Annotated in this window: 21 protein-coding genes; 15 read left to right on the top strand and 6 right to left on the bottom strand. The window is 34.3% G+C overall.

Features of this window, described 5'->3' with window-relative positions:
• The first annotated feature begins 35 nt into the window (after positions 1-35).
• Positions 36-1,112 (top strand): 5-(carboxyamino)imidazole ribonucleotide synthase, encoded by a 1,077-nt coding sequence (locus ABWU45_RS00440; RefSeq protein ID WP_353278599.1) that lies wholly within the window; start codon positions 36-38, stop codon positions 1,110-1,112.
• Between the two features lies 1 nt (position 1,113).
• On the opposite strand, the gene ABWU45_RS00435 is transcribed toward ABWU45_RS00440, so the two are convergent.
• On the bottom strand, positions 1,114-2,136 hold the full coding sequence (locus ABWU45_RS00435; protein ID WP_353278597.1) for an aspartate-semialdehyde dehydrogenase: 1,023 nt from the start codon (positions 2,134-2,136) through the stop codon (positions 1,114-1,116).
• A gap of 138 nt (positions 2,137-2,274) precedes the next feature.
• On the opposite strand from ABWU45_RS00435, the gene ABWU45_RS00430 reads away from it, so the two are divergent.
• A complete protein-coding gene (locus tag ABWU45_RS00430) occupies positions 2,275-2,700 on the top strand; it encodes a hypothetical protein (RefSeq protein ID WP_353278596.1) in 426 nt (141 codons plus the stop codon).
• Positions 2,701-2,728: 28 nt separating this feature from the next.
• Here ABWU45_RS00430 and ABWU45_RS00425 read toward each other — a convergent pair whose 3' ends face one another.
• Both ABWU45_RS00425 and ABWU45_RS00420 read right to left on the bottom strand, forming a co-directional pair.
• On the bottom strand, positions 2,729-4,015 hold the full coding sequence (locus ABWU45_RS00425) for an APC family permease (RefSeq protein WP_264377489.1): 1,287 nt from the start codon (positions 4,013-4,015) through the stop codon (positions 2,729-2,731).
• A 70-nt stretch (positions 4,016-4,085) separates the two neighbouring features.
• On the bottom strand, positions 4,086-5,360 hold the full coding sequence (locus tag ABWU45_RS00420) for an APC family permease (RefSeq protein WP_264682873.1): 1,275 nt from the start codon (positions 5,358-5,360) through the stop codon (positions 4,086-4,088).
• Between the two features lie 428 nt (positions 5,361-5,788).
• On the opposite strand from ABWU45_RS00420, the gene surE reads away from it, so the two are divergent.
• Positions 5,789-6,556, top strand: coding sequence for a 5'/3'-nucleotidase SurE (gene surE, locus ABWU45_RS00415; protein ID WP_353278594.1), 768 nt, complete (start codon positions 5,789-5,791; stop codon positions 6,554-6,556).
• Here the strand turns inward: surE and hisS are convergent.
• Together hisS and ABWU45_RS00405 are read right to left on the bottom strand one after the other, a co-directional pair.
• Positions 6,553-7,776 carry a histidine--tRNA ligase gene (gene hisS, locus ABWU45_RS00410; RefSeq protein WP_353278593.1) on the bottom strand — a complete coding sequence of 408 codons (1,224 nt, stop codon included), beginning with the start codon at positions 7,774-7,776 and terminating at the stop codon, positions 6,553-6,555. The two genes, surE and hisS, sit on opposite strands and share 4 nt — an antisense overlap.
• A complete protein-coding gene (locus ABWU45_RS00405) occupies positions 7,773-8,345 on the bottom strand; it encodes a NifU family protein (protein WP_353278592.1) in 573 nt (190 codons plus the stop codon). The genes hisS and ABWU45_RS00405 overlap by 4 nt, the downstream gene beginning before the upstream one ends.
• Before the next feature lie 169 nt (positions 8,346-8,514).
• Here ABWU45_RS00405 and ABWU45_RS00400 point away from each other — a divergent pair, with 169 nt between their 5' ends.
• The 6 genes from ABWU45_RS00400 (at position 8,515) to uvrB (ending at position 15,393) form a co-directional block, all read left to right on the top strand.
• Complete coding sequence (locus ABWU45_RS00400; RefSeq protein WP_264682869.1) at positions 8,515-8,766, top strand: DnaJ domain-containing protein; 252 nt, start codon at positions 8,515-8,517, stop codon at positions 8,764-8,766.
• A gap of 96 nt (positions 8,767-8,862) precedes the next feature.
• Positions 8,863-10,047: an ankyrin repeat domain-containing protein gene (locus ABWU45_RS00395; RefSeq protein WP_353278591.1), complete on the top strand. Its 1,185-nt coding sequence runs from the start codon at positions 8,863-8,865 to the stop codon at positions 10,045-10,047.
• 238 nt (positions 10,048-10,285) lie between these two features.
• Complete coding sequence (locus ABWU45_RS00390; RefSeq protein WP_353278590.1) at positions 10,286-11,254, top strand: ankyrin repeat domain-containing protein; 969 nt, start codon at positions 10,286-10,288, stop codon at positions 11,252-11,254.
• Between the two features lie 130 nt (positions 11,255-11,384).
• Positions 11,385-12,611 (top strand): cytochrome b, encoded by a 1,227-nt coding sequence (locus tag ABWU45_RS00385; protein ID WP_264682865.1) that lies wholly within the window; start codon positions 11,385-11,387, stop codon positions 12,609-12,611.
• Positions 12,611-13,372, top strand: coding sequence for a cytochrome c1 (locus ABWU45_RS00380; RefSeq protein ID WP_353278589.1), 762 nt, complete (start codon positions 12,611-12,613; stop codon positions 13,370-13,372). Before ABWU45_RS00385 ends, ABWU45_RS00380 begins: the two co-directional genes overlap by 1 nt.
• Positions 13,373-13,458: 86 nt before the next feature.
• Positions 13,459-15,393 carry an excinuclease ABC subunit UvrB gene (gene uvrB, locus ABWU45_RS00375; RefSeq protein WP_264682863.1) on the top strand — a complete coding sequence of 645 codons (1,935 nt, stop codon included), beginning with the start codon at positions 13,459-13,461 and terminating at the stop codon, positions 15,391-15,393.
• Positions 15,394-15,510: 117 nt separating this feature from the next.
• On the opposite strand, the gene ABWU45_RS00370 is transcribed toward uvrB, so the two are convergent.
• Positions 15,511-16,368 (bottom strand): endonuclease/exonuclease/phosphatase family protein, encoded by an 858-nt coding sequence (locus tag ABWU45_RS00370; protein WP_353278588.1) that lies wholly within the window; start codon positions 16,366-16,368, stop codon positions 15,511-15,513.
• Between the two features lie 556 nt (positions 16,369-16,924).
• Here ABWU45_RS00370 and ABWU45_RS00365 point away from each other — a divergent pair.
• The 6 genes from ABWU45_RS00365 (at position 16,925) to ABWU45_RS00340 (ending at position 22,567) form a co-directional block, all read left to right on the top strand.
• Positions 16,925-18,121, top strand: coding sequence for an MFS transporter (locus ABWU45_RS00365; protein ID WP_264376050.1), 1,197 nt, complete (start codon positions 16,925-16,927; stop codon positions 18,119-18,121).
• A 38-nt stretch (positions 18,122-18,159) separates the two neighbouring features.
• Positions 18,160-18,459 (top strand): integration host factor subunit alpha, encoded by a 300-nt coding sequence (locus tag ABWU45_RS00360; protein ID WP_007302154.1) that lies wholly within the window; start codon positions 18,160-18,162, stop codon positions 18,457-18,459.
• A complete protein-coding gene (locus tag ABWU45_RS00355; RefSeq protein ID WP_012481900.1) occupies positions 18,456-18,782 on the top strand; it encodes a MerR family transcriptional regulator in 327 nt (108 codons plus the stop codon). The genes ABWU45_RS00360 and ABWU45_RS00355 overlap by 4 nt, the downstream gene beginning before the upstream one ends.
• A 52-nt stretch (positions 18,783-18,834) precedes the next feature.
• Entirely contained in the window at positions 18,835-19,425 is a 591-nt protein-coding gene (locus tag ABWU45_RS00350) for a murein hydrolase activator EnvC family protein (RefSeq protein ID WP_264682861.1), read from the top strand.
• A gap of 4 nt (positions 19,426-19,429) precedes the next feature.
• Positions 19,430-21,889, top strand: coding sequence for a leucine--tRNA ligase (gene leuS, locus ABWU45_RS00345; RefSeq protein WP_353278587.1), 2,460 nt, complete (start codon positions 19,430-19,432; stop codon positions 21,887-21,889).
• Between the two features lie 120 nt (positions 21,890-22,009).
• Positions 22,010-22,567: a hypothetical protein gene (locus ABWU45_RS00340; protein WP_353278586.1), complete on the top strand. Its 558-nt coding sequence runs from the start codon at positions 22,010-22,012 to the stop codon at positions 22,565-22,567.
• Positions 22,568-22,572: the final 5 nt, after the last annotated feature.

The raw sequence follows: 22,572 nt of genomic DNA, 5'->3' as shown, positions 1-22,572 counted from the left end.
TATCGTACTCTAACTAGGAAATATTAATCTACATGATGAACAAAACAGATCCACTGGATAAAAAAGTGATAGGAATAATAGGAAGTGGGCAATTAGGTAAAATGACTGCTATCGCTGCAATAAAACTTGGGCACAAAACGCATATTTTTGCCAGTGCTAAAAACGATCCAGCTTGTTCTGTTGCTGATGATTTAACAATAGCAGACTTCTGTGATAAGAGGGCACTTGAATCTTTTGCACAGAGTGTGGATTTAGTCACTATTGAGTCTGAAAATATTCCATGTAGTGCAATTGATATTGTGTCGCAGCATACAGATTTTTATCCAGGCAAAAAGGCGTTACACATTTCGCAAAATAGGCTGAGAGAGAAAGATTTTATTAGAGATTTAAGCATAAAAACTGCTGATTACAAAAGTATACAAAATTATAATCAGCTAATAGAAAGTAGTGAAACTTTTAGCTATCCAGTGAGGCTAAAAACAACAGAAATGGGTTATGATGGAAAAGGACAATATGTGATTGAAAATGATTCTGAACTGAAGCAATTTGCTTCCTTCGATTGGAATAAAGAGTACATTCTTGAAGCAAGTGTTGATTTACTGAAAGAGGTTTCAATAGTCGTTGCAAGAAATAAAAACGGTAAAGTAGCTTTTTTTCCTATAGCAGAGAATCACCACGTTGACGGAATACTTAATACTTCAATAGCATCAGCTAAAATAGATAATAAATTAGCCCAAGAGGTACAAAAAACTGCAAAGAAAATAGCCACTGCGCTTGATGTAGTAGGAATTCTAGCTATTGAATTTTTCATCACTCAAAATCATGAATTACTAGTTAATGAACTGGCCCCAAGACCCCACAATTCTTGCCACTGGAGCTTGGATGCATGCAACGTTAGTCAATTCGAGCAGCTGGTGAGGGTAATATGCGGATTACCTATGCAGGAAGTAGTATTACGCTTTCCTTGCATGACAAAAAATATAATAGGTAATGATATATATAATTCTCACAAATATTTGAGCAACGAAAAAGCTAGTTTAACCATATATGGGAAAAAAGAGGTTAGGGACAAGCGTAAAATGGGACATGTCAATATAGATTTAAGTTATTGAGCTATAAATGCTCTTTGATCAAGATCTCCAAGATCTGCACTATATTTAGTGCTGCACCTTTGCGTAGATTATCAGCTACTATCCACATATTTAATCCGTGTTTAACGGTATCGTCTTGTCTAATACGCGATATGTATACGGCATCCTCTTGCACAACATCAATCTGAGTCATATATCCACCATCTTCGCGCTTATCTTGCACTAAAACTCCATCGTCTTCACTGAGCATTTCACGAGCTTCTTCTTCAGTTATATGCTGATCAAATTCTACATTTACTGCTATAGCATGACCAACAAGAACAGGTACTCGTACACAAGTTGCAGTTACTTTTATATCCTCTTCTAAAATTTTTTTTGTCTCCTCTTGCATTTTCCACTCCTCTTTTGTAGAACCATCTTCCATGAACTCTCCTATATGAGGAATGCAATTAAATGCTATTTGCTTAGGAAATATTTCAGGTTTTTTAGCTTCATTCATAAAGATTTTTTTTGTCTGATTGTAAAGCTCATCCATTGCTGCTTTACCTGCACCAGAAGTTGATTGATAAGTTGAAGCAACGATTCTCTTTATTTTTGCTTTTTGGTGCAATAAATGCAATGCCAACAACATCTGTATTGTAGTACAATTTGGGTTAGATATTATGTTGTGATTCTTATATTCCGTAATTTTATCTTTATTGATCTCTGGAATAACTAGTGGCACGCCTTCTTTCATCCTAAAACGAGAGGTATTATCTACGACAATACATCCAGCTTCAGTTGCAATCGGTACGTATCTCTCGGAAACATGAGACCCAGCACAGAAAATTGCTATATTAATTCCAACAAAATCGTAGTTCTCAAGGTCTAAGACAGTTAATTCTTCATCGCCGAAACTTACCTTTTTTCCCTCTGATTTTTTTGATGCAAATACAATAACAGAATCTATTGAAATTTTTCCTTCGTCTTGAAACTCGGCAAGCGCGCTTAATACCTCACGCCCTACTCTTCCTGTTGCTCCAATAACTGCAATCTTACATCCCATATAAATAAACCTCTGATTTTAAAGCTATATTATATTTTTACTGATAAAATTTACAATTACTTTAATATTTTTACCTTGCAATTAACCATAATTTAGTTATAATTATAAGACACTAGTAATATTGCATGGTAGAATGAAATGAGTAAAAAACATGATGACACTAAGGTCAAACCTGCAGTATCTGCATTTCAAAAGCCTGAAAAAATCAATAGATTAGAGATTCAAAATGTTCTTTCGAAAAAAAGCAAGCCAGCGATAAATTTTGATGATAAAAAGTATGGTGTGAAAATTTCTAAGATAGACCAGCATCTTTCAAACAAGAAGCAAGAATCTTTTGGATTAAGAGATTTTTTAAGTTCAATACCAATAATAGGAAGATTTTTAGTGAAAATTTTCACGCCTGAAAAAGAAGAGTATAAAAAACTGCAATCGCAAATAGGTCTTTCTAATAAAGCAAAAAATGAGATCTACATAGATAATAAACGCACAGAAGAAGTAGGTAGCAAACTTGAGAATGGTAATATTGAACAAGTAGATAAAGAGAAAAAAAATCTTGGCCCATAAATATTAACCATTTAAAGTGTATCTCTCACTACTGAATTTGTTGCACAGAAGTTTTGCAGTACCAAAATAAATAAATGGGTATGCCACTTGCAGTGAACAGGCTCGAAGTCAGCAGAGTACCTACAGGGGTTTCTAATATCACCCAACAACAAAAGGTTGTTGCTATGCTACCAATTAAAAGCTTATAACAACTCCTCTCCTGTATAATAACCTTTAGAAAGGCAAAACAGCACGCAAGATAAACGAACAAAAATGAAATTACAGAAAAGTCAATAATCGACGTAATCTGCTGGGCAAAATTGTTGTTTGAAGTGAGAATTAGTAAAATTGCAGTTCCAATTGAACTAACTGTTATTCCCCAAAAAGGAGAGCCATGCTTGTTCCTTTTAGCAAAGAATTTTGGCATTAGTCTATCTTCTGCAAGACCAAAAGCAACTTGTCCACTAGATAAAACCCAAGCGTTTAGACTGCCAACACAAAAAATGAATGCAACTATAGAAACAATTAAATGCCAATTACCAGAAAACATAATTTTTATCGCATCAACATATGGTGCTCTTGAACTTGCTAAATTGTTGCCATTGATCAATCCCATAATTGCAAAATTGTTGATAAAATATATAACAGCAACACAAACTGTGCCAAGCACCACAGCTTTTGGTATAGTTTTAGCTGGATTATCAACTGACCCTGCAGGTGCTGTTGCCAATTCAAGTCCAATAAAACACCATAAAGTAAGGAGTGTAGAGCGGGCAAGAATTTGCGATGTTGTAAGACTTAATATTTCTTCACTTATGATAAAATTATTTCTATCGAAAAAAAACAACGCTGCTACAGGTATTGCAAGCAATACAGCAACCTTCACAACCGTGAGCAGAAACTCAACGTGCCCTGCAGTAGCTATTCCCCTTAAATTTATTAATGTAATGATTGTAAATAACAACAGCTCTAAAAATAAACGCATACTTTTGATATCTTCATGGAAAAATGGTGTAAGATAGCCAACACCCACAACTATTAAAGCTGTTGTACTAACCCATGAGATTACCCAATATGTCCAACCAACAAAGAACGCTGCAGCAGGACCAAAAGTATGTTTCACATAAACGTGAGGACCTCCTGTTTCTGGAAACTTTGCACATAGCGTAGCAAAAACTAGCGCAAGAGACACAGCACCAGCTCCTGATATCATCCAACTTATAAGGCTATAAGCGCCATATGGAGCAAGGCTAATTGGAAGCATAAAAACCCCAGAGCCGATCTGACTACTAATGACTAAAGCAAAAACAGCCCAAAAACCTATTTTATTTGACACAATACCTCTTAATTCTATTAATGTAAGCCAGTAGTATAGCTTAAGAATTTTAGCAAATAAAAAATTTAAGTTAAGTTTTTAGTTTATGATACCAAAGTAGATAAATAAGTGTTCCGCTTAAAGGGAATAGACTTGATATTAACAATGTTTTTATAGAAGTCTCGTATATTATCCAACAGCAAAAAGATACAGCCACACCTCCAATTAAAAATTTGCAGTAGCTTTTGTCTTGTATATTAACTTTGAGAAAAGCAAGGCTACATGCTAAGTAGATAAACAAAAATGACACCACAGAGATATCAATTATTGAAGTTACTTGCTCAGCAAAACTTTTGTTTGACGTTAGGATAAGTAAAACTAACACCCCCAAAGTACTGAGTATTATTCCCCATAATGGAGCATCATGCTTATTTTTTTTGCCAAAAAATTGCGGCATTAACTTGTCTTTTGCAAGGCCTAAGGTGACCTGTCCATCAGCTAAAAACCAAGCATTTAAATTACTTACAGAAACGATAAAGGCAACAACAGAAATAATTAAATGCCAATTACCTGGAAACATAATTTTTATCGCATCAACATATGGTGCTTTTGAACTAGCTAGTTCATTACCACTTATCAATCCCATAATTGAAAGACTATTGATGAAATATATCACAGCAACACAGACTGTTCCAAGCACTATAGCTCTTGGTATTGTCTTAGCTGGATTATTGACGGATCCTGCAGGTGCTGTTGCTGATTCAAGTCCAATAAAACACCATAGAGTAAGGAGTGTAGAACGAGCAAAAGTTTGCGATATTGTAAAGTTTGATACTTCCTCGCTTACAATAAAATTATTTTTATCAAAGAAAAACAACCCTGCGATAGGTATTGCAAGAAGTGCGATAATTTTAACAATGGTTAGCAGAAGCTCAACACGACCAGCAGTAGTTACTCCTCTTAAGTTTATTAGCATAATAGCTAAAATTAATATTATTTCTAAAAGCAAACGTATATCTTGTATATCATTATGAAAAAGTGGAGCTAAATAACCGATACTTGCAATCGTTACAGCAGTTGAGCTAACCCACGAACTTACCCAATATGTCCAACCAACAAAAAAAGCTGCTGTAGAACCAAAAGCATGTTTCACATAAATATGAGGACCGCCCGTTTCTGGAAATTTTGCGCAGAGTGAAGCAAAAACCAAAGCTAGAGATATAGCACCAAATCCTGAGATTACCCAGCTTATAAGGCTATAAGCGCCATACGGAGCGAGGCTAATTGGAAGCATGAAAATTCCAGAGCCAATTTGGCTACTAATCACCAAGGCGAAAATAGCAAAAAAACCTATCTTATTTGACACAGTAATCTTTATCTTAATAGATTAATAATATAATTGAAGCTCAGAAATTTCAATCGATCTTTTTTATACAAAATTTGCATTTTTTTAATTTAAGCATATTTTTATTTATGCATATAATAAAAAAAGCTAAGAGAATTAATAACAGATGAAGTCATAGATGCAGCAATATCTTATAAGATAGACGAGATAGCAATCCCTGCAGAACCATCTACTTATCTTGAAAAGATGAAAGCATTTTTTGCAGGGCATACAAGATTCTCTGCTGCTTAGAGCTCTGAGACTTGCCTAAGCTTTAATCAAAGAAAGTTGCGGCAGCAACCTGGCCGCACTTCTAATTTTTCCTTATTGATTTGTAGCAAGTTCTTTGTTATGGTTATGAAAAGAAATTTAAAACCTCATCAGTATACCTTGATAGCTGAGTGTTGCATATGATAATATTGATAACAAATGATGATGGCTTTGAAAGTGAAGGAATAAAGTTACTCAAAAAGATTGCACATAATTTCGCATCAGAGGTATGGATAGTGGCACCAGATACTGATAGGAGTGGAGCTGCAAGGTCTCTTGATTATCCAGTGAAACAATCTATTAAAATAAACCAACACAACGAAAGGGAGTTTAGTGTATCTGGTACCCCTGCATACTGCGTCATTATTGCACTCAATAAGATTATGAATAAAAAACCAGACTTGATATTATCTGGAGTAAATATTGGATCAAATGTCGGCGATGATATTTGTTATTCAGGAACAATTGGTGCTGCAATGGAAGGTGCTGCAAGATTTATACCTTCTATCGCGCTAAGCCAAGTTTATCGTAATGAAATAAACTGGCATAATACAAAGATTTTTGCATCAAAGGTTATCAGCAAGCTAATGAAAGTTGGTTGGCCTAAAAATATAGTGATGAGTGCAAATTTTCCTGCTACAGAAAAAGTAAAAGGGGTAGAATTTGCTGAACAAGGTGAATACAATATTGATGGGGATTTAACTTTTACTGAAAACGCAAATGGTTCTTTGAGCTTAAATTGGTCTCGAGAACACTCAGGCAGTGGTAGTGTAGATAAAATAAAAGAGGGATTTATTACTATTACACCAGTAAAGTTAGATTTTACAGATTATGATACATTGAATGCTATGAAAAATTCTTTTGCAGACGAATTTTCTTCTATAGCTAACACTTGCATTACTCCTTAGAGGTTTTCTACGATTTTATCACGAGCGATTACTTTTTCTTCACCTGTATCCATGTTTTTAATTTTTAAAGTCTTACTGCTCAGTTCTTCATCACCAAAGATTAATGCAGCTTTTGCATTTGCTTGATTTGCTTTTTTCATTCGGGTTTTAAGAGTTCCGCTATACTCGTGAATCACATATAAATCATTTCTGCGCAGCTCATTTACAAGTGCTAGAGCATGTTCTTCAGCTTCTCCACCGATTGGAATTATATAAATAGGCCTCTCTTTTTTTTCAGCATAGTTGATTAATTCCGTTATACGCTCAATACCTCCTGCAAATCCTATTGCTGGAGTATGCTTTCCACCTACCGAAGAGACTAGATTATCATATCTTCCTCCTGCAAAAACCGCTCCTTGGCTACCTAAATCTTCCGTAACAAACTCAAACACTGTGTGACAATAATAATCCAAACCCCGAACTATTTTATTATTTACGATATAAGGTATCTTAAGAGTTGTTAATCCGTTTAATATTTGCTCAAAAAAATCTGAGGACTCTTTTGTATAATAATCACTGATTTTTGGTGCGTCAGAGATTATTTCTTTATCTGTCTTATCCTTAGAGTCTAGTATTCTGAGTGGATTTTTAATCAATCTATTTTGACTATCTTCTGATAGGTCATTTTGAAATTTTTTTAAATACGATATCAAAGCTTCTCTATATTTCGTTATTGTTTCACCGTCGCCCAAAGAGTTAATTTCCAGCCTTACGTTTTTATTGATGCCAAATTCAGTGAGTAATTGCTGAGCAAGTGATATCAATTCAATATCAGCTTTTGGATCTTCTATGCCAAAAACTTCAAAATTTATCTGATGAAATTGCCTTTGTCGTCCTTTTTGTGGTCTTTCGTAACGAAATGCAGGTCCTGTTGAGAATAATTTTATCGGTGTTTGCAATTTTTTTTCAATGAGTAGCCTAACAATCGCTGCAGTGAATTCAGGACGCAGAGTTATACTCTTTCCTCCTTTATCATTAAATGTATACATCTCTTTATTTATGATATCTGAGCTATCACCTAAAGTCTTTGTGAAAACTTCTGTGTATTCAAATATCGGAGTTTGAACAGGTAAAAAGCCGTATAAACTTGAGATTGTATTTGCTGTTTGCTCTATGTATTTAAATTTATACCATTCATCAAACAAAAGATCTTTCGTTCCTCTAACTGTTTGATTAGTCATAGCATAGTCTCTATACCTGAAACTTCTGGTATGTGATAGCTCAGCATATTCTGCACTCCTTGCCTCAAGGTAATTGCAGCACTTGGGCACCCAGAGCAAGCTCCTTGCAGTTCAACGTAAACTATTCCGTCTTTATAGCCACGGAACTTGATATCACCACCATCTTGAGCAACTGCAGGTTTGATATAACTTTCCATCAATTCTTTTATTCTATTTACAACTTCTATATCATTTTTATCAAAAAATTCTTCATTTGGTATGTCATTATCGTTTGCTCCTTCTTTATCCAGTGCTTTTCCACCAGAAGTAAAGTGATCCATAATTGTAGTTAAAATTTCTACTTTTAATACGTCCCAATTAATTCCATCTGATTTTGTTACTGAAATAAAATCATGACCGAAAAATACTCTTACCACATGCTCTATTTGAAAAAGACTTGCTGCCAGTTTAGAATTTTTTATTTCATCTGCATTTGAAAAATCAGCTGTTTCTCCTTCGCTTAAAATTTCAAACCCAGGAAGAAACTTTAGCGTATTTGGGTTTGGCGTTTCTTCAATTTGGATGAACATGTTATTTACCACAACAATTATAATTGTTACTATTTAATCATAAAATGATAAAAAAATATACATGTCATTCATCTTTTTGCTCTTTTTAGTATTCATAATAATCACGTTCGTTCTACCTAGCGTTGTCGTATTTTTTCTCTTTTTGGCAAAGAGAAATAACATAAGCTTTATGATGAACTCTATACTAAGTAAGTTTTTGAACGAATTTAATAGTGGTACAAGTTACAACAAAAATTACACTGGTGATAACATGTCTAAAGACGAAGCATTAAAAATACTGGGACTAAATCCTGAAGCAAGCCAAAATGAAATCAATAAAGCATACCAAAATTTAATGAAGCTAGTCCATCCAGATAAGGGAGGCTCAGAGTATTTTGCACAAAAGTTAAACGCGGCACGTGATAGATTGCTGAAGACCTAATTCTTAACTATTGAAACTTTTTCTCTGTAAATTTCACTTGCACATACTAAATTGTGTGATATAAAGCCGGGAACGTTGTCTTTTAGGAGGTATTTGATGGAAAGACAAGAAATAATTGAGAGCCTGAGAAAAAAATTATTTTCTGCTATAAACAGAGATGATTTTGAGAAAGTTAAAGAATATATTGAAGAGGCAGAACATAGACACATAAAAAATGAGATTTTGAATAATGAAAAATATAGTATGAAGCCTATGCATTCTGCTACTTACATAGGTAACTTAAAGGTATTACAGTTTTTGTGTGACAGTGGTGCTGATGTTAATACTACTATTAGCAGTCGATATTTGAGTACTCCCTTACACATTGCTGCTATTAATGGCAAACTAGAAATAGCACAGTTTTTACTTGATCGTGATGCTAACATCAATGCTACAAATTATAAAGGCTTTACACCTTTGTACTTAGCATTTAACCATTGTCATTTAGATATGGTAAAACTCCTACTCTGTAGAGGTGCTGATGCTAGTATTCAAAGTAAGTACGGCAAAACAGCATTAGATGTTGTTGGAGGTTATAGAAAAGATAGATGTAATAGCAATAGTAAAATTCAAGAGATAGAATCTGTATTGAGCAGTGCTACTGAAGATGACTGTGAAGCAAAATTAACTTCTATAAAAGCAGGTGTTAAGGTAGGGTTAGACGCTAATGACGCCACAGATTCTGTAAGTAGTGCAGCGAATCTTTCATTATTCCCTACCAAAGCAATCAAGATAGAATTGGAAGTTAGTAATACCACAGACTTGGCAAGTAGAACAGTGAATTCTTCCTTCACTCTTATCAGAGAAAATTTTGAAGAAGTTAGCAGCACTGCAAGCAATGCAGTAAAACCTTCTTCTTTTATTAATAGTATATTTAATGGGATAACTATCACCATCAGTGGCTTATTCAGCAGTGCTCCTGCTTTACCTTCTGCACATCAATCTGTTGCCTATTCGGCTGGAAGCCCTATTGGTTCTTCACAAATTGATTGTAATGGAATAGCTACGCTAATTGCTATGGCAATAAGTTATATTAAAGGAAAACAATATTTAAGGCCACTGGACAATTCACCTCTGACAATAGAAGAAATTAGAGTAAGAAAGCTTGACATTATAGAAAAAAACGTCAAAACAGCACATAGTGAGTGTAAAAAACGTTATCAGTGTCCTGAAAGTTCATTAAGCAATTCAACAGTTTCTAGATTTGCATCATCAAAAGTCCCTCTAAATCAGTCAAAATAAGCACTTAAATTTAAGTGCTTATTTTCTATCTCTTACTTCTCCTCCCTCAAGCATACTGGTGCTTATCAAGTACTAAAAAATTTGAATGAATAGCTTCGAATATCTTGCACGAAAGTTACTTGATAGATTGCTGAAGACCTAATTCTTAAATATTGAAATTTTTTCTTTGTAAATTTCACTTGTAAATACTGAATCATATGATACAAAGCCAAGAGAGTTATCTTTTAGGAGGTATTTGATGGGAAAACGAGAAATAATTGAGGATACGAGAAAAGAATTACTTGTTGCTATAGAGAAACATAATCTTAAAAAGGTTAAAGAATCTGTTGAACTTGCAGAGTGTATGAAGATAAAAGAAGATGTTCTTGATAATGCAAGATTTGGTATACTACCTATACATTTTGCTATTAGAAAAGATAGCATAGAGATATTGGAGTTTTTGCTTAAAGAAGGTGCTAATGTTGATGCTGGTTATGGTCAATATCTTTCAACTCCCTTGCACATTGCTGCTAGAGATGACAAAGTAGAAGTAGCAGAACTTCTACTTAAGTATAAGGCTTATATCAATGCAAAAGATACACAACGTCAGACACCTTTACACTTAGCGTCTTCCCATTGTAAATTAGATATGGTAGAGTTTCTGCTTGCAAATAAAGCTACTGTTAATATTCAAGATCGGAAAAACAAAATAGCATTGAATGTTGTTGGAGATGAAGTTACGTGTAAAAGTGATATAAGAAAAGAAATATCATTGATGTTGAAACGTGCTTCTAGAGTTGCCTCTAAAGTTAAGGTGTCAAAAATTGGTGTCATGGAAAGTAGTGCAGTAAAACCTTCCTCTTTTATTAATAGTATATTTAGTTGGATAACTGCTTCTACATTGGGTCGAAATACTCCTGCTTTACCTCCTGCACAGCAATCTGTTGCACATTTGACTGGAAGCCCAATTGATTTTTCGCAAGTTGATTTTAATGGAACAGCTCTGCTAGCTGACGTGGTAATCAGAAAGTTTATCGGGAGAAAATATTCAAGACCATTGGATGATTCACTTTTGACATTGGAGCAAATTAGAGAAAGAAAGGTTAGTGCTATAGAAAGGGATATCAAGATGGTAATTAGTGAGTTTGAAAAACTTGATCAATGTCCTCGAAGTTTATTAAGCAATTCAACAATATCTAAAGGTGTATGTCATCAAAAATCCCTCTAAATCAGTTAAAACAAGCACTCAAGTCTGAGTGCTTGTTTTCGTGAAATCTATTATTTAAATTAAACTTTTTATTGTGTGTTGTAGGTAAGTTGTTACAATAAAATGAGTTAAGATGAAAAAACTTTAAGTTATGGAAGATGATAGCAAGAAAGAAATAACAGAAGAAAAAGGTATATTAGGTTGGATAGAGTATAGACTGCCTATATTTTCTTTTCTAAAACATACTGCTTCTTATCAAGTACCAAAAAATTTAAATTATGCTTGGAATTTTGGTTCTTTGGCTGGTATAGCACTAATTTTGCAGATAATAACAGGTATATTTCTTGCCATGCACTACACTCCGCATGTTGATCATGCATTTAATAGTGTGGAGCGTATAATGCGTGACGTAAGTTATGGATGGCTGATACGTTATACTCATGCTGTTGGGGCGTCGCTCTTCTTTATGGTGGTCTATGTTCATATCATGCGTGGATTATATTACGGATCTTATAAGAGACCGCGAGAAATGGTGTGGTTTATTGGCATATTTATATTTTTTGCAATGATGGCAACTGCCTTTATGGGATATGTTCTTCCATGGGGACAAATGAGTTTTTGGGGTGCAACAGTTATAACTAATTTATTCTCGGCTATACCTTTAATTGGTGATAAAATAGTTATATGGCTATGGGGAAGTTTCTCTGTTGATAATCCAACGCTCAATCGTTTTTTTGCGCTGCATTATCTTATGCCTTTCATTATTATCGCTTTAGCTATGTTGCATGTTGTTGCTCTGCATAGGTTTGGCTCTAATAATCCAAGTGGAATAGAAGTCAGGTCAGATAAGGATACCATTCCTTTTTATCCTTACTATATAGCAAAGGACTGCATAACTTTTGGTTTATTTTTTATAATTTTATTTGCATTTGTTTTTTATGCCCCTAATTATCTTGGGCATCCTGATAATTATATAGAGGCTGATCCTATGGTAACTCCAGTACATATAGTGCCAGAGTGGTATTTCTTACCTTTTTATGCGATGCTGCGTTCAATTCCAAATAAACTTATTGGTGTACTTACCATGTTTGGATCTATTTTAGTGTGGTTTCTTTTGCCTTGGCTTGATAAATCAAAGGTTAAAAGTGGTTCCTACCGTCCATTATTTAAGAAATTTTTTTGGGTTTTTGCAATAAATTTTGCATTTCTTGCCTGGCTTGGGGGACAAGAAGTTAAGGAGCCTTACATTACTTTAAGTAGGCTCTCAACTCTTTATTATTTTTCATATTTTGTGATAGTTTTACCTTTACTTAGTAAGTATGAGAAACCAAAAAAATTACCAAAAACAATAAGCGATTCCGTTCCGGAGATGAAGTGATGCTGTTGGTTAAAGTTGCTGTATCTTGTATATTATTTCTCACTAATTCTTTGTCTGCAGAGGAGTTTAAACCTTTACCAAATAAGAAAATCGACTGGAGTTTTGATGGAATTACTGGATCTTTCGATAGAGAATCAATTCAGCGTGGCTATAAAGTATACAAGGAAGTCTGTGCTGCTTGCCATTCAATGAATAGAATAGCGTTTCGTAATTTGCAAGATGTTGGTTTTTCTGAAGAGGATGTAAAACAAATTGCAGCCTCTTACCAAGTTAAAGATGGTCCGAATGATTTGGGTGAAATGTTTGATAGGCCGGGAGTGTCTTCGGATTATTTTATTGCACCTTTTGATACAAAAGAAGCAGCTGCAGCAAGCAACAATGGAGCAATTCCACCGGACTTATCATTAATTGTCAAAGCAAGACATGATGGTGCAAATTATGTCTATTCACTACTAATTGGTTATCAAAACGGTGAACATGATGAGAACGGTTTATATTTTAATCCATATTTTTCAACAGGCAGGTTAGCTATGGCACCACCACTCTCTGAAGGAATGGTAGAATATGATGGTACAAGGCAAGCCACAGTTGAAAATATGGCATATGATGTGGTAAATTTCTTACAATGGGCAGCAGAGCCAGAACTGGAGCGCCGACATAAACTTGGGCTAAAAATAGTAACATATTTTATAATTTTGACGGTATTTTTTGTTCTCACTAACAATAGAGTTTGGAGCCAACTCTATAAAAAAGGAAAATAGAACTTCATTTACGCTCGTTTTTATACCTTACTCATAATATCATGTGTATTATGTAATGATAAATATATTATGAAAGTATAGGGATTATGGCATTTCAAATAGTTACAAATTTTCAGCCAGCTGGGGATCAACCACAAGCAATAGATAGTTTAGTTGAAGGACTAAATAACAAAAAAAGAGATCAGGTTTTACTTGGAGTAACTGGCTCTGGAAAAACTTTTACTATGGCAAATGTTATTGCAAGAACAAACAGGCCTGCGTTAATTATGGCACATAATAAAACTTTAGCGGCGCAGCTTTACGAGGAGATGAGAGGATTTTTCCCTCACAATGCTGTTGGATACTTCATTTCTTATTATGATTATTATCAGCCTGAGGCTTATTCACCACAAACAGACACTTATATTGAAAAAGACTCTTTAATAAATGAAAGAATTGATATGCTACGCTATTCTGCTATATGCTCTCTTTTGGAGCGTAGGGACACAATTGTAGTTGCGAGTGTTTCTTGTATATATGGTCTTGGTTCGCCTGAGAGCTATCTCAGCATGACCTTGACTTTAAGTGCTGGAGATAAGATTCATGTTAATGACTTTCTGAATAATTTAGTTAATCTCCAATATAAACGTTCTGATGTCAGATTTGAGCGAGGATATTTCAGAGTGCGCGGCGATATTATTGATATATTTCCTGCCTATTATGAAAATAAAGCTTGGCGTTTATCATTGTTTGGTGATGAAATAGAGGAAATTTCTGAGATTGATGCCATGAACAGCAATATTATCAGACGCATAGATACAGTCACCATTTTTCCAAATAGCTATTACACTACATCACGTGAGACTCTTTTGCAAGCAGTTCAATTGATTAAAAAAGAACTACATGAACGCCTGGATTATTACTATTCACAGAACAAAATTGTTGAAGCAAAACGCCTTGAGCAGCGTACTAATTTTGATATTGAAATGATGATGGCAACGGGAGTGTGTAAAGGTATTGAAAATTATTCGCGTTATCTTTACGGAATGAAAGCCGGAGATCCACCGCCTACATTGTTTGAGTATTTACCTAAAGATGTAATTTTATTTGTTGATGAAAGCCATGTAACCGTTCCCCAGATAGGTGCAATGTATAGCGGTAATGAAGCACGTAAAAAGAAATTGATAGATTATGGTTTTAGGCTACCTTCTGCTTTTGATAACCGTCCATTAAAATTGGAAGAGTGGGAGGCAATACGGCCACAGACTATTTACGTTTCGGCTACTCCAGGAAAATATGAATTAGAAAAGACTAATCACGCATTTATAGAGCAAGTTATCCGCCCAACAGGACTGACAGATCCCATCTGCATCATAAAACCAACAGGGAGTCAGGTTGATGATGTGATTCATGAGGCACAAGTGACGATAAAAAAAGGGTTTTGTATTCTAATTACCACATTGACAAAAAAAATGGCTGAAAAACTAGCTGAGCATATGAGTGAGCTCAGTATGAAAGTAACTTACCTACATTCAGATATTGGTGCACTGGAGAGAATTGAAATTATATGCAAATTAAGATCGAAAGAAATAGATGTTCTTGTTGGCGTTAACTTATTGCGGGAAGGTCTTGATATTCCCGAGTGTGGATTGGTTGCAATTTTAGATGCTGACAAAGAAGGGTTTTTACGATCAGAGACTTCGCTCATTCAAACGATAGGTCGTGCTGCACGAAATGTTGAAGGCAGAGTAATTTTATATGCAGACAAAATTACTAATTCTATGGATCGTGCACTGAAAGAAACTGAAAGGAGAAGAAAGAAACAGACAGAGCATAATACACTGCATAATATTGTACCAAAAACTATAATAAAGCCTATATCAAATACTCTACAGGAAAAAGTGGTAGTTGAGAATTTTAATAAGGATGATCTAAACAGTTTGAAAAAGCAAATGTTGAAGCATGCTGAAAATTTAGAGTTTGAAGAGGCAGCAAAAATAAAAAGTATTATTGAAAGGTTTAATAATAGATCCACTGCATAATTAGAAAAAAGATGAATAATTAATAGCTAAACTGACTTTGATTTATCAACAATTTGAAAAAACATCATCTAAGTGGAAGAAAAAAGACTCACTTTAATGTGTATTAAACAAGACTTATTATTTTGAAATATTACGCTCTAATTGTTTTTGCTTGTGCTGTTCAACCGTAACATCAACCATTACCTTCAATGAAAGATGATCTGACGGTATTTCTTCTCTTGGGACTATGTCCTCTTTACCTAGGCCTTCCATAGCATATGGTATATATTTCTTTATACTTGGTGATAAAAAGCAAAAATCTATTCTTTTTGGATTCTTCTTAGTGTTGCAAGTGTTATATGGACTATCAGCAAAAGCATCAATTAAGCCTTTTTCTTTCACACAAAGCTCGTATACCTTACCTTCTGAATTCGCATTAAAATCTCCGCATATAATCCAATTTTCATTTTTAATATCCACGTCATCCCTTTCTAGTAGAGACTTCATTTGATAATAGCCATCATATTCAGTTTTTTGCTTATCTTTCGGCACCCATTCAAGGTGAGTGTTAATTGTATTTATAGAGGTACCGTCATTGGTTTTGAATCTTGAGATTAACGCTACCCTTCCTTGAATTTTACCACGACATTCTTCTTCTTTAATTTCATCATGAGATTCTTTCAGCTTTATTTCTTCATGCGAAACACTAGAAAATTTGTCCTTCCTATAAAAAGTAGCTACCCCATCATTTTTTCCATCTTTTGCTCTTTTAAGAAAGTGAGAGTCGTATCCAGCATTAGCAAGTTCTTCACGCAAGAAATCATACATTTCTCCTTCTTCCATTTCCTGAAAGAGTAGAATATCAGAATTATATTTTTTAATATGATCAACCAAGTACTGCTTTCTATTCTCCCATTTTAAGAAATTAGAATCTGCTTCTGGAAAGTAATCTTTTATGTAAGAATTTGCTAAAATATTATAACTTAAGATTTCCATTTGCGCCTCCAGCATTTTAAGAAGTTTATCAAAAATTGAGTAATGCAACAAGTTATTTTAGTGTCCCTTTTAGAATTGTCTGACCTTGAGGCGAAAATAATAGTCGTATATGAAATGTTATGGGTATCTCTAAACTTGTTTCAGATAGCGAGTTTCTAAGGCACTGGGTAAAGTTGCAGTAGAACATGTTTATATCGTATCAACAATAGCAAAGTGTTAGCAAAATTTTACAACTTTTTCAGTGCAAATGCAAAATTTTACAAAAATAATTTTGGGAAAAGTACCTTTTAGCACGCAACCTGGCAATTATAGATAAGAAGACTTTTCAGAAAAATGAGCCAGTTCATGATAATTTCAAATTTTCACCTTTATCTTATAGATGATGATTGTTGAATTTATTCCTTTCTTGAGATTATGTACAGACTCTAACAAATTAAATCTCACAACAAATTTGTTGTTTCATAGCTTTTATATCATACTATAATTGCAACTGTTTTAACAATAATCAGAGCCTAAAAGAGGTTTATTATCAATGGACTATTTATAAAAAAATCTTATGGAAAATAAAGCTTGGTTCATTTGGCTAATCAGTAACTTGATTGTTGTATTCAGCAATATGCAGATAATCTACACCTTTATAAGCGTGAATCTTGAAAAAGAACTTGGGCTCACAATCGCGCAAGTTGCACTAGCTAATTCAGCATATACTTGGACTTTTGCTATCTCACAATTTTTTAGTGGGGCAATGTTTAATGTTTTTTCCAGCAAAAAAATTTATTTTTTCTCATTGTCAATCATGCTCTTTGGTTTTTTTGTCCTTATCAAGAGTGACAATTTTGCCCATTTAATTTTATCTCAATTTTTGATCGCAATTGGAGCATCGTTTGGTTTTATTGGCGCTGCTCATGTAAGTAGCACATATTTTCCCCTTACTCAATTTGGACTGATGTTCTCACTAGTGCAGACAATTTCAAGTCTTTCTGCTTTGATGATTCAAATGTGCTTCTCTAGCTTGCTTGCCGAAGGTGCAGATTGGAAAAATCTTATTGTATGCGTAATATTATTTGGCGTATCGATATTTGTACTTATGTTTTTTTATCCGAAAGGACTTTCAAAAAAAAATTTGGGGGAATACACAATAAAGAGCTCTATAAAAACAGTAATATGTTCTGTACTAACAGTGCTAAAATTAAGAGATATCTGGATAACCTCAATAGTGGGTGCTATCACTTTTGGAACATTTTTAGCGCTTAATATGCTGTGGGCACCAAGGTTACTAAGCAACTTAGAACTCAATACAATGGAGTTAGGTGTGGCAACTGCAATATTGTGGCTTGGTCTTGCAGTTGGTGCTCCAATTGCAGATCTAATCTCAAATCTATTTAAAAATAGAAGGCACGTAATCTCTGCTTTTGCCACATTGCAAAGTATTTCAGCTATTATTTTACTATGCGGTAATTTAACAGTTCATATTATATACTTTTGTATGTTAATGTTTGGTTTTTTTGCAGGAGGACATATGCTTAATTTTACTGTTGGTAGTGAGATTGTTGAGCAGAAGTATATTAGCACATCATCATCCATTATCAATGGATTTATGTTTGTTATGAGTGGAATTTTAGTGTCAATTTTAGCACTTTTTTCAGATCATCAAATGGCGCTTTTCACAATATTTGCAATGTTAACATTTGCTAGTATTTTTAATTATGCTACAAAAGAAACATACTATAAAAATAAAGTAGCTGAATCTTGAGTCGATTGTTATATTATATTAACATACTGTAATAAATTATGACAACAAAAGACACAACAGTAACTAAGGCAACAATAGCTGAATGTATAAACCAGGAAATTGGATTATCGAAAGAAGACTCTATTGCAATAATAGATGACATATTGGATGAGATAAAAACGAGCTTAGCAAAGGATGGAATAGTAAAAATATCTTCATTTGGAACATTTTTGGTTAAAAACAAGAAAGAAAGACCAGGAAATATACCAAAGACATCGGAAAGGGTAGTAATTAAAGCGAGAAAATCAATTTCTTTTAGACCTTCAAAAATGATGAAGAAATTAATAAATAACCGATGAATAAGGAAAAATTATTTTACACAATTGGAGAAGTAGCTGAAGAACTACATTTGGAGCAGCATGTTTTAAGATTCTGGGAAAGTCAATTCCATCAAATTAAACCCATAAAACGGAAGGGAAGAAGACTATATGATCATAAGTGTATAGAGGCAATAAAGAAAATAAAATATATGCTATATGACAAAGGATATACAATAAAAGGAGTACAAAAGGAATTTGGTAACGATGTAAGAATTGATCATTATTCAAGAAATTTGTTGAAAGAACTTACCGATTTAAGAGACTATTTGACTGATAAAATAAATGAAGAAAGTAATAAATAGACGAAAAACACTATAAAGTTTTGTGAAAGTTGATATATCTAGAGATAAGTGTATGTGTCGTATAGCCTTGTTCTTTATATTATCAGCAATACTGACAAGCTGTGGCCTGCAAAAACCTGCACCTGTACTACTTAAAGGCGAAGAATTTTATGGGAAAAGAGACCTAGAGTACACAAGGGAGTATCATTTGATTAAAGAAAATGTTGATTCTTCGCTGCGAAAAGAAAGTAGAAAAGCCTTTGTAGATAAGGTATATAACAATAATGCACAAAGCATGTGTAAATTTGTAATACCGGTTAAAGGTGCAGTTACCTCTTCTGATAAAATATGTCAAGATGGCATAAAAATTACTGCTCAAAGTGGAACAAAGGTTATTGCTTCTGCACCTGGCAAAGTAATATACGTAGGCAAAGGCCTGAGGTGGTACGGAAATTTAATTATAGTGGAACATAAAGATAATTACATGACTATGTACTCCTATTTAAAAAACATACAAGTTGAAATTGGTGATAAAGTAAAACAAGGTCAAGTAATTGGATCTGCAGGTAAATCAAGCACACAAGATAAAGATCCGCAGATGTGTTTCACAATAAGACATAATGGTCAAGCAGTCGATCCTTTAGTACATATAAACTGTGATTGAATTTATGAAATATGATTTTAAAAACGTTGAAAAATTCTACCAAAATAAGTGGGATTTTTCTGTAAGCAAAGATAGTAAAAAGAAGAAATGTTACGTGTTGGAAATGTTTCCATATCCATCTGGTAAGATTCATATGGGGCACCTGCGTAACTATGCAATAGGAGATGTTATAGCACGTTACAAGAGAGCTCGTGGATTTGAGGTTTTGCACCCAATTGGCTGGGATGCGTTTGGATTACCAGCTGAAAATGCAGCAAGGGACAATAACATTAACCCTGCAGCATGGACACAAGATAATATAGATAATATGCGCGCGCAGCTAAAATCTATAGGTCTTTCATACAATTGGGATCGTGAGCTCTCCACATGTGAGCCTGATTATTACAAACACGAACAGAAATTTTTTCTGGATTTTTTAAAGCATGGTCTTACCTATCGAAAAGAGTCGTGGGTTAATTGGGATCCAGTGGACCAAACAGTGCTTGCAAATGAGCAAGTGGTTGATGGAAAAGGATGGCGATCAGGTGCAGTTGTTGAAAAACGTAAGTTATTCCAATGGTTTTTAAAGATTACTGATTTTGCTGAAGATTTGCTTCATTGTTTGCAAAGTTTAAAAAATTGGCCAGAAAAAGTCAAAACTATGCAAGAGCGCTGGATAGGAAAATCTGAAGGTGTAATTATAGAATTTGAAATAGTTAGCCTGAATAAGAAATTAAAGATTTTTACAACTTCTCCTCATACTTTATTTGGAGCTTCTTTTCTTTCAGTAGGAGCAGAGCACCCTATTGTACAAGACCTTAAGGACAAAGAAATAAGAGACTTTATTGGTAATATGAAGGCAAAGGGGGAGAATGATGAAAAAATAGGAATTTACACTGGATTAAACGTAAAACACCCATTTCTTGATAAAGAATTACCACTTTATATAGCGAATTTTGTGTTGATGGAGTATGGAGAAGGTGCGATTTTTGGTTGCCCTGCACATGATCAGCGTGATTTTGAATTTGCACAGAAGTATGGTTTACCGATTATTCCTGTAGTTTGTGAAGAGAGCACAGAGATCTTAAAAGAACCGTACTTCGGTGATGGAGTGATGTTCAATTCTGAATTCTTAAACGGACTAATGATTAATGAGGCAAAAAAAGTAATCATAAAAAAACTTGAAGAAAAAGGAATAGGTAAGAAAACAATAAACTATCGTCTACACGATTGGGGAATTTCAAGGCAACGTTATTGGGGATGTCCTATACCTATTATACATTGTAAAGATTGTGGAATTGTTCCAGTTCCAGAAAAAGACCTCCCTGTTGTTCTACCAACGGATGTAGAATTTACAAGTGGTGGTAATCCCCTGTATAAGCACCCAACCTGGAAATTTGTTGATTGTCCAAAGTGCGGAAAGCAAGCAGAACGTGAAACTGATACATTTGACACTTTTTTTGAATCTTCTTGGTATTTTGCTGCATTTTGCAGTGAAAATAAATCGATTAATAAAGATACTTGTAATCGTTTTATGCCTGTTGATTATTACATAGGTGGAATAGAACATGCAATTCTACATTTGCTTTACTCAAGGTTTTTCTGCCGTGCTTTAACTAAATGTGGCTATTTTGACGTTAAAGAGCCTTTCTCTACTTTAATCACTCAAGGAATGGTCTGCCATATAACTTATAAAGATGAGAATGGCAAATGGCTCTTTCCCGAAGAAGCAAAAGAGTTGATTGCGAAGGGTGCTAAGATCCAAGTTGGAAAAGTCGAAAAGATGAGTAAGTCAAAGAAGAATACAGTTGACCCAAACTTTATCATAGAAAAATACGGTGCTGATACTGCTCGTTTGTTTGTATTATCCGATACCCCCCCAGAAAAAGATATGGAATGGTCTGATGATGGCGTGGAAGGTTGTTTTCGCTACATAAATAAATTGTGGCGTATTGTAGTGCAACTTAGGCCCGTAAACATACACTATGATAATGAAAACATTGTAGGTAAACTTCTAGAATATAGAAAAAAAATCCACAAACTCTTACACGGACTTACAGATGACTTGGAAAACTGCAGATTAAACTGTGTGGTAGCAAAGTTTCGTGAAATGACAAATTTAATAGCTGAAATAGACGTAAAAACTGGAAAATCTCTTATTGATGAAGGTATATGCATACTAATCAGAGTAATTGAGCCATTCATGCCACACTTAGCTGAAAATTTATGGCAAGAAATAGGAGGCAAAGGTATGCTATATCTAAAGCCTTGGCCAAAAGCTGATGAATCACTACTAATTGATAATATGGTAACTGTAGCAGTGCAGATCAATGGAAAGTTACGTGCGACCATTGAAGTGGCAACTGATTTACCTCAAGAAAAATTGAAGAAAATAGCAACATATTCTGTATCTAACAAAATCGATCAAAGCAAAATTCGCACTATATATGCTGTACCAAATAAGGTAGTAAACATAGTTATATAAAAATTTTGAGTAGCATGTCCCTAATTTCGTAGGTATACTTTTTTTGATATGAGATTATATCTTTTTTAATATAAAGGATATATACTTGTGCATTATATATTTTTTTGTATGGGTAGTTATATGAAAATAAAAGGATTGTGTGTTTTAGCTGTGTTGCTCACTTCATCTCTAGCAGGTGCAGCTAGTAATAAAGCAGCTAGTAATAGTGCAAAAGAGCAGTACTACGCAGGTTTAAACTTTGGTGGTGGATGGGGTACTGGATTAAAAATAAAACCTGGCTTAGTTTTTGGTTATAATTATGATAAAAGCTCTAAGTTTGAACTTGAGATTCTCACCGACGTAAGTGATATGTTTGGTGCAGCAGACAAGAAAATGGGAGCTAGTTTATTAGCAAATTACCGTTATTATCCTGACGTTGACATTGATCCTGTGAAACTATATGTCAGTGGAGGTTTAGGAGGACATCTACAAGTATATCCTTTTGACATTGTTGGCACTGAAACACTAGATAAAATACTGGGTGCTATTTCGTACAAACTGAAGGTTGGTGTTGATTATGAAGTTGCTCCACAGATAGTTGGTACAGCTGCTTTAACCGTAGGCGGGCAACTGAGTAGTTTAAAAGCAAAACAAATACCAGATGCGATGCTGGAAGTAGGAGTACGTTATAGTTTTTAATGCTG

This window comes from Wolbachia endosymbiont (group B) of Longitarsus flavicornis (assembly GCF_964028135.1).
Lineage (GTDB): Bacteria > Pseudomonadota > Alphaproteobacteria > Rickettsiales > Anaplasmataceae > Wolbachia.
The sequence above is the reverse complement of the archived record's forward strand: the minus strand, read 5'-3'. Positions and strand labels throughout refer to the sequence as shown.